Origin of the sequence: Marinobacter albus, assembly GCF_030238305.1 — a bacterium.
GTDB lineage: Bacteria > Pseudomonadota > Gammaproteobacteria > Pseudomonadales > Oleiphilaceae > Marinobacter > Marinobacter albus.
Genome location: NZ_JASSQD010000002.1, coordinates 690387 through 704962 on the forward strand (window position 1 = coordinate 690387; position 14576 = coordinate 704962).

At 58.1% G+C, this 14576-nt stretch carries 8 protein-coding genes and 1 tRNA gene; 3 read left to right on the plus strand and 6 right to left on the minus strand.

Annotated features, from left to right (window positions below):
• Nucleotides 1-6: 6 nt before the first annotated feature.
• Together recG and QQF73_RS14665 are read left to right on the plus strand one after the other, a co-directional pair.
• On the plus strand, nt 7-2082 hold the full coding sequence (gene recG / locus QQF73_RS14660) for an ATP-dependent DNA helicase RecG (protein ID WP_219867958.1): 2076 nt from the start codon (nt 7-9) through the stop codon (nt 2080-2082).
• A gap of 93 nt (nt 2083-2175) precedes the next feature.
• Nucleotides 2176-3552 (plus strand): HDOD domain-containing protein, encoded by a 1377-nt coding sequence (locus tag QQF73_RS14665; RefSeq protein ID WP_285368636.1) that lies wholly within the window; start codon nt 2176-2178, stop codon nt 3550-3552.
• 313 nt (nt 3553-3865) lie between these two features.
• On the opposite strand, the gene QQF73_RS14670 is transcribed toward QQF73_RS14665, so the two are convergent.
• The 4 genes from QQF73_RS14670 to aupA form a co-directional block, all read right to left on the minus strand.
• Nucleotides 3866-4330 carry a DUF2489 domain-containing protein gene (locus tag QQF73_RS14670; RefSeq protein ID WP_219867960.1) on the minus strand — a complete coding sequence of 155 codons (465 nt, stop codon included), beginning with the start codon at nt 4328-4330 and terminating at the stop codon, nt 3866-3868.
• A gap of 20 nt (nt 4331-4350) precedes the next feature.
• Entirely contained in the window at nt 4351-6645 is a 2295-nt protein-coding gene (locus QQF73_RS14675; protein ID WP_285368639.1) for a molybdopterin-dependent oxidoreductase, read from the minus strand.
• 157 nt (nt 6646-6802) lie between these two features.
• Nucleotides 6803-9937, minus strand: coding sequence for an Ig-like domain-containing domain (locus QQF73_RS14680; protein ID WP_285368640.1), 3135 nt, complete (start codon nt 9935-9937; stop codon nt 6803-6805).
• A 14-nt stretch (nt 9938-9951) separates the two neighbouring features.
• Nucleotides 9952-11289, minus strand: coding sequence for an alkane uptake protein AupA (gene aupA / locus QQF73_RS14685; protein WP_285368642.1), 1338 nt, complete (start codon nt 11287-11289; stop codon nt 9952-9954).
• Nucleotides 11290-11816: 527 nt separating this feature from the next.
• Between aupA and QQF73_RS14690 the strand changes: the two genes are divergently transcribed.
• Nucleotides 11817-12380 carry a PEP-CTERM sorting domain-containing protein gene (locus tag QQF73_RS14690; protein ID WP_285368644.1) on the plus strand — a complete coding sequence of 188 codons (564 nt, stop codon included), beginning with the start codon at nt 11817-11819 and terminating at the stop codon, nt 12378-12380.
• 122 nt (nt 12381-12502) lie between these two features.
• On the opposite strand, the gene QQF73_RS14695 is transcribed toward QQF73_RS14690, so the two are convergent.
• Both QQF73_RS14695 and rpoD read right to left on the minus strand, forming a co-directional pair.
• A tRNA-Ile gene (locus QQF73_RS14695) sits at nt 12503-12579 on the minus strand.
• A 99-nt stretch (nt 12580-12678) separates the two neighbouring features.
• Entirely contained in the window at nt 12679-14526 is a 1848-nt protein-coding gene (rpoD, locus tag QQF73_RS14700; RefSeq protein ID WP_219867985.1) for an RNA polymerase sigma factor RpoD, read from the minus strand.
• Between the last annotated feature and the right edge of the window lie 50 nt (nt 14527-14576).

Sequence of the window (14576 nt, forward strand, 5' to 3'; positions counted from 1 at the left end):
CTCCGCATGACGTCACTGGATGACATTCCGGTCACCCAGCTCAAGGGAGTCGGCAACGCCCTGGCGGAAAAGCTCGCCAAACTGGGCATCGCCTCGCTGCAGGATCTGCTGTTTCACCTCCCTCACCGGTATGAAGACCGTACCCGGATCGTCCCGATGGGCAGTCTCCGGATCGGCGATGTGGCGGTTGCGGAAGGAGAGGTGATGAAGGCGGACCTGGTGATGGGCCGGCGTCGCAGCCTGCAGGTTACCCTCAAGGACAGCAGCGGCTTTCTGGTCATGCGGTTCTTTCATTTCAACGCCGCCCAGAAAAACCAGCTCACGGAAGGAGCCCGGGTGCGCTGCTTTGGTGAAGTGCGGCCCGGTCGTGCCGGCTACGAATTCTATCACCCCGAATATCAGGTCAATCCCCCACCTATGCCCGCTGAGGGGCAAGCCACCCTGACACCGGTGTATCCCCTCACCGAGGGCATTCAGCAACCCCGGGTGCGTGGACTCTGCCGGCAGGCGCTGGCTTACCTCCAGCGTTTTCCGATCCGGGACTGGCTGCCTCCATCTTTACTGGCAGACTACCAGTTGCCCGGAATCACTGAGGCCGTCCAACTGGTGCACTCGCCCCCGGCAGACGCGCCGGTCCACCTGCTGATGGAAGGTCGCCATCCGGCCCAGCAACGACTGGTCATGGAGGAATTGCTGGCCCATCAGCTCAGTCTGTTGCAGGTTCGGGAACAGATCCAGGCGCGGGAGGCTCTGCCCCTGTTGCCAACGGGTGATCTCTCCGACCGGTTCCTGGACTTGTTGCCGTTTCAGCTCACCGGTGCCCAGCGTCATGTAATGACGGATATCCGCCAGGATCTGAGCCAACCGCTGCCGATGCTGAGGCTGGTTCAGGGCGATGTTGGGTCTGGCAAAACCGTGGTTGCGGCACTGGCAGCCTTGCAAGCGATTGGCGCCGGTGCGCAGGTCGCGCTGATGGCTCCGACCGAGATACTGGCCGAGCAGCATTTCCAGAACTTTCACAGCTGGCTGGCGCCCCTGGGTATCAATCTGGCCTGGCTCTCTGGCAAGGTGAAGGGTAAGGCGCGCCAGCAGGCCCTGGAGTCCGTGCAGGCGGGCTCGGTTAGCGTGGTGATCGGTACTCACGCCCTGTTTCAGGACGATGTGGTGTTTGACCGCCTGGCATTGGTGATTGTCGACGAGCAGCACCGGTTTGGCGTTCACCAGCGCCTGGCGCTTCGTGAAAAAGGTGTTGGCGCCAGGCTTGCGCCTCACCAACTGATCATGACGGCGACCCCGATTCCGAGAACCCTGGCCATGAGCGCCTATGCCGACCTGGACACCTCGGTAATAGATGAGCTGCCGCCCGGGCGGAAGCCGATTGAAACCATTGTCATCCCGGACAGCCGTCGGGAAGATGTGATCGAGCGGGTGCGCAATGCTTGCCGTGAGGGGCGGCAGGCCTATTGGGTTTGCACTCTGATCGAGGAGTCGGAAGCATTGCAGTGCCAGGCCGCAGAGGTCACGGCGCTGGAATTGTCGGAGCGTTTGCCAGACCTCAAAGTTGGCCTGGTCCATGGTCGTCTGAAGGCGGCAGAAAAGGCCGGGGTTATGGAACAGTTCAAGAACGGCGAGCTGGACCTTTTGGTGGCCACCACGGTTATTGAGGTTGGGGTAGATGTTCCCAACGCGTCGCTGATCATCATTGAAAATCCGGAACGCCTGGGCCTGGCCCAGTTGCATCAGTTGCGGGGCAGGGTGGGACGAGGCGAAATGGCCAGCTTCTGTGTTCTGATGTACCACCCGCCCCTGTCCAGCAATGGCAAGGCCCGGTTGCAGGCGCTCAGGGATAGCCAGGATGGTTTCTTTATTGCCGAGAAAGACCTGGAGATTCGCGGGCCGGGTGAAGTGCTAGGTACTCGCCAGACTGGCATGATGCAGTTTCGACTCGCCGATTTTGAGCGCGATAAGGGCTGGATTGAGCCGGTCCGAGAAATGGCCCCCCGGCTGATGCCGGACCGGGACGTGGTTCAAGCCCTTATACGCCGTTGGTTGGGTGAAAGAATTCGCTACGGTGATGTGTGAGAATGCCCGTTGAGCTGTCGGGTTTGCCTATACTGACCCTGACCCTTCAAGGAAAGGCTGGAAGCCAGCCTGCAGCAAGAAATGGAGCAGACTATGGAACTACCTGTCGCAGTCCAGCAAGCCCTTGGTGATTCGGTCTCAGGCGTGTCGCTGCGCAGTGCGTGCCAGGCAGACAAGGATCAACTACTGCGGATGGCGTTGCTGAGTGACGGGAGCGGCAACCTCCAGGTGATCTGTCGCAAAGACGATCTGATTGATCTTGAAGAACTGAACAAGCGGCTCGGGCGGGACTTCCGGGTCATGAAACGCCGTGAGCAGGTCCGTGTCCACGAGCGGGCAGGATTAACGACCCTGCCGGCCTTGCCCTCCCTGACGGGCTGGCCGACCGTCGTTGACAGCCGTGTTGATGCATTGCCCGCTGTGGCACTGGAGTTGGAAGAACAGAACCTGGCCATGGTGGTCCCCGCAAACGAATTTCAGGCGCTGACGAGCGGTGCCGATCGGTTGGATTTTGCGGTGGATCCGGAGTCGATCGCAGTCAACCTGGACGATCACGGCCGGGATCGGGATCAGTTGCAATGTGCTATCAAGAAGTTCACCGGCCTGCGCATTCAACAGCGTCTTGAAGACACGCTGGAACTGCCACCGCTTCCGGAAACCGCCCAGCGCATCATCCACCTGCGGGTGAACCCCAATGCCGTAATGGGAGACCTCGTCGATATTGTCGAGAGTGATCCGAGTCTGGCGGCCCAGGTTGTCAGCTGGGCTTCGTCGTCGTTTTATGCGGCGGCAGGGCAGGTGCGATCCGTTCATGACGCGGTTTCCCGGGTGCTGGGCTTTGATCTGGTGATGAACCTGGCGATGGGCCTGTCTCTTGGCCGCGCCCTGAAAAAACCTCAGGATCACCCGGAGGGTTACGTTGATTACTGGCAGCAGGCGATCTGGCAGGCCCAGTCCGCAGGTATCCTTGCCAGCATGATGCCCCGCGGTGAACGACCATTATTAGGGCTTGCCTACCTCGGTGGCCTGCTGCACAACTTTGGTCATCTGGTATTGGCGCAGGTTTTTCCGCCCCATTTCAAGCTGGTCTGCCGGTCTCTCGAGGTTAATCCAGAGATCGACTCATCGGTTACTGAACACTATTTGCTGGGCATCACGCGGGAGCAGATTGCGGCCCAGCTGATGGAAAACTGGGGCATGCCGGATGAGGTAATCATGGCAATTCGCTACCAGAAAAACCGGGCCTACAATGGCCCTTACAGCGTCTACGCCAAGCTGCTCTGGCTGGGCCGCCAGCTGCTGACCGCCAGAGGCGTTGCCCTTGGTGCGGGGGAATCAGTCAGCCAGGCAGTGTACGATGAACTCGGGCTTGATCGTGAGCAGGTGGAGGCACAGTTCGATGAGCTGGTGAAGAGCAAAAGCAGCATCATGACCATGGCCGGAATGATGGGCCACCAAACGACCGCCTGAAACAGTTCCCCAAAAAAAGCCGGCCCTAAGGCCGGCAAGCTCACCCGCTTGTTGCAGAGTCGTCCAAACTTTTCAGGAGAAAACAACGAAGGACTGTTGCCGTCGCAGATTTAGGCAACGCCCTGACTTCAATTTAGCCGAAGGAAGGGAAAAGAAAAGTCAATAGTTGCAGGTGTCAAGGAATGAGTTTGCTGTCAACTTTTCTGTCCTCTGGAAGCTTTTGATTTTCAGGACTAACCTGCACTGTTGACTGGTTTTTCGGTTACAAAAAGTTACAAAAAGGCGGTCTGACCAGGTAACGAGATAACTTTGCCTACCTGGCATCAAACTGATGATGGCGAATGGCGGTAGCCGCCCGCCGGATCTCGTCTGCGTGGACCTTTTCCACTTCAAACCGCTCCTTGTCCATCTTTTCGACGAAGCGAGTGTCGGTCGCCTGGCGGGCCCGATGGGTGGGCATGTGTTCCAGCTTTTCGTGCACTTCCTGGAAAACCCTGAAAGGTGTCTGTTCGAGCAGCTCGGGCGCAACATGATCCAGCAGGCCTTTTATACGGAGGCAGGCCTCGGAATACTCGACCTGCTCCGTTTCGACCGCCATCGCGATCACACGAATGCTGTCGATCATGTCTTCACGGCGCTTCTGCTGGAACGCCTCGGCTTTCAGCCGGCGCCGGCGGCCCTCGGAAAGGGTGCCAACCTGGCGCCGGATAAAGGCCAGCAGCAGAGTGATGGCAATCAGTCCTGCGATAATCAGGGTCCACTGCAGCCACGATGGCATTCTGGTCTCCTCGTTTCGATTCAGGCGCGTTTGCGTTGTCGTTCTGGACGCCAGACTTTGACAGTTACCGACTGCCCATTCAATACGGACGTACCGACCAGCGGATCAATCTGCTCGTCACTGAGGACATCATTGATGCTCGCGCCGGCATGAGCGGCCGCAACCGATTGCCCTGTACCCTGGCGGTTGTGACCCCAGCCGTGGGGAATGGATACGACTCCGGGCATCAGGTCCTCCGTGATCTCCACCGGCAGCACAATCTTTCGGGTCTCGGCGGAAATTTCGGCGGAGTCCCCGGCCTGAAGGCCCAGCCGGCTGGCATCCTTGGGGTGGATCATCAGCGTGCAGCGGTCCTTGCCTTTGACCAGGCGCTGGCTGTTGTGCATCCACGAATTGTTGCTGCGGACATGGCGCCGACCAATCAGTACCAGCGTGTCGGTTGCCGGTTGGGCGAGGTGTTCGTGCAAACGGTCCAGGTCCTGAAGGTAGAGTCTCGGGGCGAGGTTGATCCGGCCATCCCGGGTGAACAGGCGGTCGGGCAATGACGGCTGCAGGGGGCCGAGATCCACACCGTTGGGGTTGTCTTTCAGCGCCGGCAGGGAGAGGCCCTTCGGCAGTGCCTTCCAGCGCCGGTTGAGCGGACTGAGATTTGCCAGGCCCCGGAGTGGGTGCCGCGTGGGCAGAACGTCCATCACCAGATCAATGGCCGGTTGAACCAACCCGCGAACACGACCTGCATCCGAGCCATAGGGCCCGGTTCGCAATAACAGGTCCAGGATCGGGTCCGGTCCGACCTGTTTGAAAGCCCGCCATCCGAGTTCCGAGCGCAGTGGGAGACGCCCGCCCTTGCGCCGTTTTTCCAGCCGATGCGCCAGCTCCAGCAGGATCTGCCAGTCATGGCGGCTGTCGGGACCGGCGTCGAACAGGGGCTCACTGTATTTGGCGAAATTTCGCACCGCGAACATGCTGAAGATCAGGTCGTAATGACTGCGCTCCAGCGCCGCCGTCGGAGGCAGAATGACGTCCGCGTGGCGCGTCGTCTCATTCAGGTAGTAGTCCACGGAGACCATGAACTCGAGCCCGCTGAAGGCCTGTTCCAGGCGCTTGCCATTGGGGCTGGACAGCACCGGGTTGCCGGCCACGGTCACAAAGGCACGGACCTGACCTTCGCCCGGGGTGAGGATTTCGTCCGCCATGGTGCTCGCCGGGTATTCCCCGGCAAACTCCGGCAGCCCTTTGACCCGGCTGTGGCGCTTGCCGAAATGGCCGTGTTGTCCCGCCATGGCACCCAGTGTAACCAGGTCGATGGCGGGCTGGGTGAACAGCATGGCACCCGGGGTATCCAGTTTGCCCGTCAGAATGTTCAGGCAGTAAGCGAGCCACGTGGCCACGCCGCCAAAGGCCTGAGTGCTGGTGCCCATACGGGTGTATAAGGCGGCCTTGGGCGTGGAGGCCAGCTGTCGGGCAAGGTTACGGATCTCGTCGGCGGCGATGCCCGTGTGTTGGCTCACGGCTTCCGGGGTGAATGCCAGGGACGCCAGTCGCAGGAGGTCGGCGTCTTTGACCAGGTGTTCGGCGGGCCCCAGGTTGACCAGATCCTCGGCAAACAGCGTGTGCACCATGGCCATCAGCAGCAGGGCATCGCTGCCGGGCCGGATGAAATGGAACTGGTCTGCGAGCTTGGCGGTTTCGGTTCGCCGGGGGTCGACCACCACCAGTTTTCCGCCCCGGCCCTTCATTCGCTTTATCCGGCCGCGGAAGTCGGGAACCGTCATCAGGCTGCCGTTGGAGGCCATGGGGTTGGCGCCAATGCAGATGAACAGATCGGTATTGTCGATATCCGGAATCGGGAAGAGTACCTGATGGCCGAACATCTCCAGGCTTGCCAGCATGTGAGGAAGCTGATCGTTGGATGTGGCCGAGAACCGGTTCTGGGTGCCGATGGCTCGCAAAAATGGCATGGTCGCCACGAGAGAGCCGTGATTGTGGACATTCGGGTTACCCAGGTAGACACCCACACTGTTCCGACCGTGTTCCTTTCGGGTCTGATGCAGCTTGTCCGCCACCAGGTCGAATGCCTCGTCCCACTCCATCTCCTGCCAGCCATTGTCGGTGCGCCGAACGGGCTTTCGCAGCCGGTCAGCGTCCTCATGGAGATCCTTTAGGGCCACGGCTTTCGGGCAGATGTGTCCCTGGCTCAACGGGTCTTCTTCGTCACCCTTGATAGACGCGATGTGTCCATCCTTCATTTCTATCGCAACGCCACACATGGCTTCGCAAAGATGGCAGGTGCGGTAGTGAGTGCCGTTTTCCATGGATGCTCTCTCCTGGCAGGTTATTGTTGTGAACGAGGCAGTTTCATTGTGCAACCAGATTAGCAGGAAAGCACAGGGATGGGAAAAGGTCCCCAGGCCACTTCGGGCACAAAAAAGGCCAGCTGTGTAGGCTGGCCTGAAAGGCACGGGCCTGAGGTTATTGCTGTGCCGGAATTTCCTTTATAGGGTTGGAGATGAAATTGAGATAAGTCCCTAAAGCAGGGATTCTCAGTGGAATTTTTACGTCAACGAAGCCGAATGACGTTGCATTGACGATGATATCTTCCTGCACTACGTTGCGCTGCTCGATTTGCATGCGTCCATCGTCGAAGAAGGTAATAGGCCCTTCGAGCTTTAGGGTGAGGGGCTTGCTGTATACGTCGTGGCTGTCGACGCCACTCAGTTCTGGCGCGTCCAAGGTCAGGTTTGCCTCGGTTTTAAAAACGGGGCCGCCATTTGCACCCTCCACGATGACCCCCTCGACCAATCCGAGTGGATTATCATCCGTTGGTTCGCCATAGGTCATACGCAGGATTTGTGTGCCGGTATCAGAAGTGATGTCGCTTCCCAGCAGAAGGTTGGCACTTACAATCACTCTGGCTGAAGAGGTAGCGAGCAAAGTCGGATATAACAATACCCTGACTCCAATTGTGTTCCCAGAATCGTCAAGAGCAGGGCCGATAACCTCTGTATCCAGTCCATAGGTTTGGTAGATGAACTTCTCGGTTGGGCAGTCCGCCCCGTCGGGTGAGCAACCAACCCTGGCTGGACCTTGAGAGCTTTCCCCATTCACGATGGTCAACTTGCTGGAATTGGCCGAAGGTAAAAAACCGCCGTTACCGTCCGTTTCATGGTCAAACGGCTCGAGGCAACCTTCATTTTGCGGTGAATCGCAATCAACCATGTAGTTCGAGTTGGTGTCCCGAATTGGTAGGTTCCGCAAAGGGGTAAATACGCTATCCAATGCCGTTGACCCAGTAAAATAGATTGACAGGTCAGGGCCGCCAAAATCACTTGGTGCGACTAGTAAGTCAGTTTGAAGCGGGCGGTTTTCTTCGGAGCAAATAAATGAACCTGATGAACAGTCGCCGTCGACTTCTGAGCGCATTGTATAGCGATAGGTTTCGCCAATTTCCCAAGGCTGATCCGGGTAAAAGCGTACGTGCTGGTTGTTCTTCTCTAGGCGTCCGGAAAGAATTGTTTCGGACCCGACTGGCCCGGGAGCCGAAGGGTCAGCAATTTTTTCGACCACAAAGGATTGGGGGTTGATCGAGGCCAGATCCATGGATTGCGAGAATTTCACTACAATTGGGCGATCCCGGGGCATCGTCATAACAGGGATCTGGTCTCGAACAGTGTCGCCTGGTGCGTCATCGATGCAGGTTCCATGTTCGCCGTTTGCGATGTCCAGATTTTCGGTGACGCACGGAAAACCGGGATAGGTCGTCAGCGCAATCGGTGAGGGGAACGAGGCTTCCTGGCCGTCACGGATAGCGGGTAGTGAGAACCTCAGAGTCTGTTCGGTTGCACCGTTTCCAGCAAGATCGGTCAGCTCGGGGCTGATTAGAAGACTGTAATCAACCCCATGCTTCAGTCCTCCCTCTGGGTTTATCGTGACCGTCGTACCGTCCACACGTGTCTTAAAAGGCACCGTCGAGTTTTCTTCGAAGAGCGTAAACGCTGCGCTTGACGTTTCGCCATCCAGCGGCTCGTCAAAGTTCAGAATCACCGGGTCGCCGGGCCGCTGCATGGACTGGCGCGTGGCCGGAATGGCATCGGTGGGGCCGGGCATCCAGCTGACCAGTTGCGGGCTGGTGGTGTCCGGGGTCCAGAGCTGCTCCGCATCCAGAACCGAATTGGCGTCCGTCGCCGCTTCGATCTGAAAGGCGATGGTGGAATCGGTGTACTCCTGGCCCAACAGCTCCGGCTCAACGACGCCAATAGCGTCAATGGTCAGTACGCCGTCCTTGACCAGGGCAATACCGCTGAGTTCGACACCGAGCAGATCCTGGGAGAGGGAGGCATTCGGTTGCGCCTCTTCCGTGTTCATGGCCACATCCATAAACAGCTTCACATGGCGTGGCGCACTCAGGTCATCGGTATAGGGGTTGGGGGACAGATAGCCAGTCGCATCGGAAAGCATGGTGACGTTGATGTCGCCAGTGGTTTGTAGCTGTCCGGTGCCGGCGTCCAGAACGGGCACGCTGCCATTGATTCTCACGTCCAGGCTGCTGCTGGTCAGGACGCTGCCCTTGGGGACCCGAAGCGGCAAGGGTTCATCCGCCGAGAATGAGGGGGCGTAGGCAAGTTCCGCGAACAGACCGCCGGTTTGCTGTGACGGGCCCGCCACGCCCTGCAAAACAGAGTTCAGGGTGACCCCGTTGATGATCTGGCCGTTTAGTACGGACTTCTGGGCCCCGGATTCGTCGGCCCCTGCCAGTAATCCGGAATCGATCACTTCCTGGAACAGGACGACGGTCGGCCCGGTTTCACGGGGGACAAACACCTGGGTGAAGTCCAGTGTGCCGGCCCCGGTCTGGCTTGGCAGCCCCTGAATCCGGAGGGTATAGGTTTCACCGGCGGTCAGCGCATCGTCTTTGGTGCCGCAAAGTTCCTTTGCCCCAACCGTGCATGGATCGACCGTGATGCGGCGGCCATCAACCAGGACTGTGGTCGGTACGGTCTCGCCCTCGCCATTCTCCAATGTGATCTGGCCGCCCATTGCTCGCCATTCCGGATGCACCGGTTGGGTCAGCGTGAGCCGGAATGTCGAGAAGTTCATGGGCTTGAACTGATCGTTGGGGGAGGGAATCAGTTCAGCAACGCCAAACTCACCACTCAGGCTGTCCAGGTCCGCGATGCCGGTGAAACCGCCCCGGGTGGAGAACTGTATGCCGTCGGGGCCCTGGGCGTTCGGGGTACTGACTTCCCGGGCGCCTTCGGCGAGCAGTGGGTCAGTGAAGGTTACCGAGTAGTCGGTGCCTGTCGTCAGTTCGCTGGTCGGCGTCAGTTTCAGGCTCCGGCCGCCATCCACCTTGGTGACAGTAAAGGCAACGGGGGTGCTGCCATCCGTCACCAGAATCTTTTGTTGCAGGTCTGCTTCCTTGTCCGAAATGGCATGAGAAAAACGGACAACGATGCTGGCTGTGGGGCTGATGCCGGACTGGCCATCCGCCGGGTAGGAATAGACCACCGAACCCGGAATCGCCGGCTTGTTCACGGTTTGTTCTTCGCCGCCACAGGCTGCGAGCAGCATGGCTGGAATCAATGCCAGAGTCTTGTTGTATTTCATGGCAGAACCTCTCCTCAGAACTTCAGGGTGATGGAGCCGCTGATTACATGAACATCGCCTTCGGCGGTTACGTCGGTTTCGTTACCGTCGTAATCCACCAGTGTGAAATCCCGCTCCTGGAGTTGCTGGTACTGATAACCAATGTCCAGGCGCACCGGGTAGGCAAGCAGGCGGGTACGGTCGTAGGTGACACTCAAGCCAAGACCCAATACGATCTTGTCGGTATCCAGATAGTTGATCTCGGGGTTGCGGGTGGACTTCAGCGGGGATTCCTCAAAGGCTACCCCGGCACGAACGGCAAAGTTCTTGTTGAGTTCGTACTCCGCGCCGATCCTGGGGATGACAATGTCATCAATTTTGATGCGATCCCCGGGGGCTGCGGACTGCTGGTCCTTGATGGTGTCGGCGGCGAATTCATCCTCCAGTTCCGACCAGTTCTGCTGTTCAATCGAACCACCCACGCGCCAGTTTTTGCCCCGGTATTGAGTGCCGATTGCCAGGGTCTCGGGCTGGAACGAATCGATGGTCGACACCGCGAGGCTCAGGCCAGGGTCCGGGATGGTCTGGGTAACGATGATGTTGGAATCGATGGCGGTGGAGGCGGCGGACTTGGTTCGGTAGGTCAGTGCGGTTTCCCAGCCATCAAGGAAACAATCGGAATTGGGACAGAAAGTGCGGCCAAGATCGATGTTGGTGCCCAGGATGCTCTTGAGCGAGGGCTCGGCGTTAACCGACAGCCTCTCGCGACTGGTTTCACCGCCGAGCGTCGAGACTGCATCAAGTTTGGCCGCCGCCTCAAGGGTGATTCTCACTGAGGCACCGGCTGAAATTCCGCGCCAAATGGGCGTGGCACCGCCGATATTAAGGAACAGGGGTTCCTTGCCGTACTGGAGAAACTGTCCGCTTTCCGTGGTTTGCGAGCTGAAAGCCAGCATTTCTTTGCCATATTTCTCGACGCCCGCAATGAAGCCCAGGTAGATCGGATGGTCGAAACGGGTCAACGAGCCGAGGTTGGTCTTCATGCCGATCAGTACGTGCTGGCTCGGGGAATTGGAGAGCACATCGCCGTCGGCGTTCGGATTGGCTGATCGCAGTTCCTGATCGGCATGAAGGATGCCTGTGGTCAGCTCACCCCGTGTGTCCTGGGTGAGGTAGGCCGGGTTGTAGTAGGTCGCTGATACCTGGTCGTTGAACATGGAAAGCGATTGCGCAGTAGCAACGTCCACCGGCATGACCCCATAGGTAGTACCGAGGTTGCCCATACTGGCGTTAGTTGGCATCGAGAGGCCGGCAGATAGTGTTGCAACGGCGAGGGACATCGCCCGTACTGAAAACCGGGAGTTGGAAATCATCGATACACTCCATCATTTCATTGTTTTTATACGCATGTCGTTGGCCGGAGCGGGATCACGACTGGTACGTTTGTTCAGGTTTAGTGTATGAGGCTTGTCTTATCAGGACTTTGGCTTGTTTGACACAGGTGGGTGTCTGCAAAACCACGTAGGCACAAGTGGCATTTAAAAGTAACGGGAAAACAAGGTCTTAATCGCAGAATTCACGTTTCGTTCTGTATGGAAGTCGTGTGGTTCTTTGGCCGAAATGTGAGATTGCGCAAGACGGGCAGCGCTGTAATGCAGAGGGAATCGTCTGTCGAGGAATTTTACACTGCCCCGAGTGACGTTTTTCCGAAGCTTCAGCATTGTCCTGTATTTAATCCGGTAATCAATTCTTGGCGCGGACTGTGCATGAATAGGACGAACGCGTGTAATCACTCGCCTGGAGTTCTGGGTGGCATCAGTGGTAACTCGCTTGGAGGGCCTGTAACTTTAACAGGATCAAGCGGTTGGATTTGATAGTCCCTACTGGGGGAGATAAGGATATGAAGGCATTAACTAAATCTGTGGTTCTGGCTGCAAGCCTCGCCTGGGTCGTTCCGGCCTCGGCCTACATGATCGGAACCGAGGATGTCGGTGGAGCAGACACATTGTTGGGACAAACCGACGATCTGAATGCCAATCCCACTGGCACCTGTGGTTCCGGTAACAGCCCGACCACCGAGCTTTGCTGGATCAACAACCTTCTGTCGAGTCTGGGCGGAGGTACAACGACTTATGAAGAGGGCGACAAGGTCGAAACGCAGCCGTACTCAACGGTTGATGGCAGCTCCACCGTCATTGCGTTCGCGTTGTCGAGTCCGACAGAGTATTTCTTCATCAAGAATGCGGGGTGGTACGGGCTTTTCGAGAACACCCCTGAACTGGACTGGGCTGTGATTGACACCTCACTGCTCGCCGCCGGGTTCAATCTGCCCAGCGACGGATTCACGATCAGTCATATTGCACCGATCGGTGGAACCGTCGATGTGCCGGAGCCAGGCACTCTTGCCCTGTTGGGGGTAGGTCTCTTTGCTCTTGGATGCAGACGTCGATTCATGAAATCCTGAGACTGACAGACAAAAAAGAAAAAAAGCCCCGGTACTCCCGGGGCTTTTTTATGCCCGCTCGAAACCAGCTCGCCTGGAGCGGTCCTGGCGGAGAAGGGAAGGTTTGGGTAACGCCTGAAAAATGGTGGGCCCAGCTGGACTCGAACCAGCGACCAAGGGATTATGAGTCCCCTGCTCTAACCAACTGAGCTATAGGCCCAAGCAGCAAAATGCTGTTTTGAAGGATGTTTCCTGGTAGGGAAAACAAAGCGGGCGCCATTATACCGGTGAGGTGTGGCGCCCGCTACTGTTCGGGCAATTAACCTTGGTTGCCCTGATCGTCAATGAACCCGCGCAGGTGATCGGAGCGGGAAGGGTGGCGCAGTTTTCGCAGGGCCTTGGCTTCGATCTGGCGGATCCGCTCCCGGGTTACGTCGAACTGCTTGCCGACTTCTTCCAGGGTATGGTCGGTGTTCATCTCGATGCCGAAGCGCATGCGCAGTACCTTGGACTCGCGGGCGGTCAGGCCGGCCAGTACCAGGCGGGTGGACTCGCGCAGGCCTTCGGCAGTGGCGGAATCCACCGGCGAGAGCGCCTGGATGTCTTCGATGAAATCACCGAGATGGCTGTCTTCGTCATCGCCGATCGGTGTTTCCATGGAGATCGGCTCCTTGGCGATCTTCAGGACCTTGCGAATCTTGTCTTCCGGCATTTCCATGCGCTCGCCCAGCTCTTCCGGGGTCGGCTCGCGGCCCATCTCCTGCAGCATCTGGCGGGAGATACGGTTGAGCTTGTTGATGGTCTCAATCATGTGTACCGGAATACGGATGGTACGGGCCTGATCCGCGATGGAGCGGGTGATGGCCTGACGGATCCACCAGGTGGCATAGGTCGAGAACTTGTAGCCGCGGCGGTATTCGAACTTGTCGACAGCCTTCATCAGGCCGATGTTGCCTTCCTGGATCAGGTCGAGGAACTGCAGGCCACGGTTGGTGTACTTCTTGGCGATCGAGATAACCAGACGCAGGTTCGCCTCGACCATCTCTTTCTTGGCGCGGCGGGCCTTGGCTTCACCGATGGACACGCGACGGTTGATCTCTTTGACGTCCGCCACATCCAGATCCACTTCGGTCTGAACGTTCTGGATGCGTTTCTGCAGGCGAACAATTTCGTCAATGCGCTCGGCCATCGGTGCGGCGTAGGGCTTCTTGCTTTTTGCGATCTTCTCGGCCCAGTCCAGGTTCACTTCGTTGCCCGGAAACGACTTGATGAAATCCTTGCGCGGCATTTTGCAGTCGCGAACACAGATCTGCATGATCGCGCGCTCGTTCTCGCGCACCAGATCGTTGGTGGAGCGGACCACGTTAACCAGTTCATCGAACGCTTTGTTGGCGAGCTTGAACGGTGCAAACACCTGGCCCAGCTCATTCAGGGCTTCCTGGGTTTTCTTGTCGGAGCGGCCATGCTTGGCGAGCGCCTTGTCGGCGGCATCCAGTTTCTCTTTCAGAAGCTCGAAGCGCAGCCGGGTCTCTTCCGGATCCGGACCGTTTTCGGTTTCTTCGTCGTTGGAATCATCATCGTCGTCGGACGAGGAGTCGGCATCGTCGGAGCTTTCGGTCTGGGTTTCTTCGCCCATGAACGGCTCGGCGTCGTCCGGGTCGAGAAAGCCGGTCACGATGTCATTGATTCGGCCTTCGTTCTCGATGATGCGCTCGTAGGCCTGGATGACGGTGCCGGCGGTACCGGGGAAGTGTGCAACCGCAGCCATGACATCGCGAATGCCTTCCTCGATGCGCTTGGCAATGACAATCTCGCCTTCACGGGTCAGCAGTTCCACGGTGCCCATTTCCCGCATGTACATGCGGACCGGATCGGTGGTGCGACCGGCGTCGGTTTCTACGGCGGCGAGTGCGGCGGCGGCTTCGGCGGCGGCCGCCTCGTCAGCGGTGGAATCGCCTTCGGTCATCAGCAGGGTATCGGCGTCCGGCGTTTCTTCCGTGACCTGAATACCCATATCGTTGATCATGCGAATGATGTCTTCGACCTGATCCGGGTCGGCGATGTCTTCCGGGAGGTGATCGTTTACCTCGGCGTAAGTCAGGTAACCTTGTTCCTTGCCTCGTGCGATGAGGTCTTTTAAACGTGATTTCTGCGAATTGCCTGACATAGACACCCTGTGAACTCGCTTTTTAGAAGGAAAAAAAGTTAAACAGCCAT

Bases quoted from the DNA above. Each gene is read 5' to 3' on its own strand.
- recG (WP_219867958.1), top strand. From the start codon at position 7: ATGACGTCACTGGATGACATTCCGGTCACCCAGCTCAAGGGAGTCGGC.
- QQF73_RS14665 (WP_285368636.1), top strand. From the start codon at position 2,176: ATGGAACTACCTGTCGCAGTCCAGCAAGCCCTTGGTGATTCGGTCTCA.
- QQF73_RS14670 (WP_219867960.1), bottom strand. From the start codon at position 4,330: ATGCCATCGTGGCTGCAGTGGACCCTGATTATCGCAGGACTGATTGCC.
- QQF73_RS14675 (WP_285368639.1), bottom strand. From the start codon at position 6,645: ATGGAAAACGGCACTCACTACCGCACCTGCCATCTTTGCGAAGCCATG.
- QQF73_RS14680 (WP_285368640.1), bottom strand. From the start codon at position 9,937: ATGAAATACAACAAGACTCTGGCATTGATTCCAGCCATGCTGCTCGCA.
- aupA (WP_285368642.1), bottom strand. From the start codon at position 11,289: ATGATTTCCAACTCCCGGTTTTCAGTACGGGCGATGTCCCTCGCCGTT.
- QQF73_RS14690 (WP_285368644.1), top strand. From the start codon at position 11,817: ATGAAGGCATTAACTAAATCTGTGGTTCTGGCTGCAAGCCTCGCCTGG.
- rpoD (WP_219867985.1), bottom strand. From the start codon at position 14,526: ATGTCAGGCAATTCGCAGAAATCACGTTTAAAAGACCTCATCGCACGA.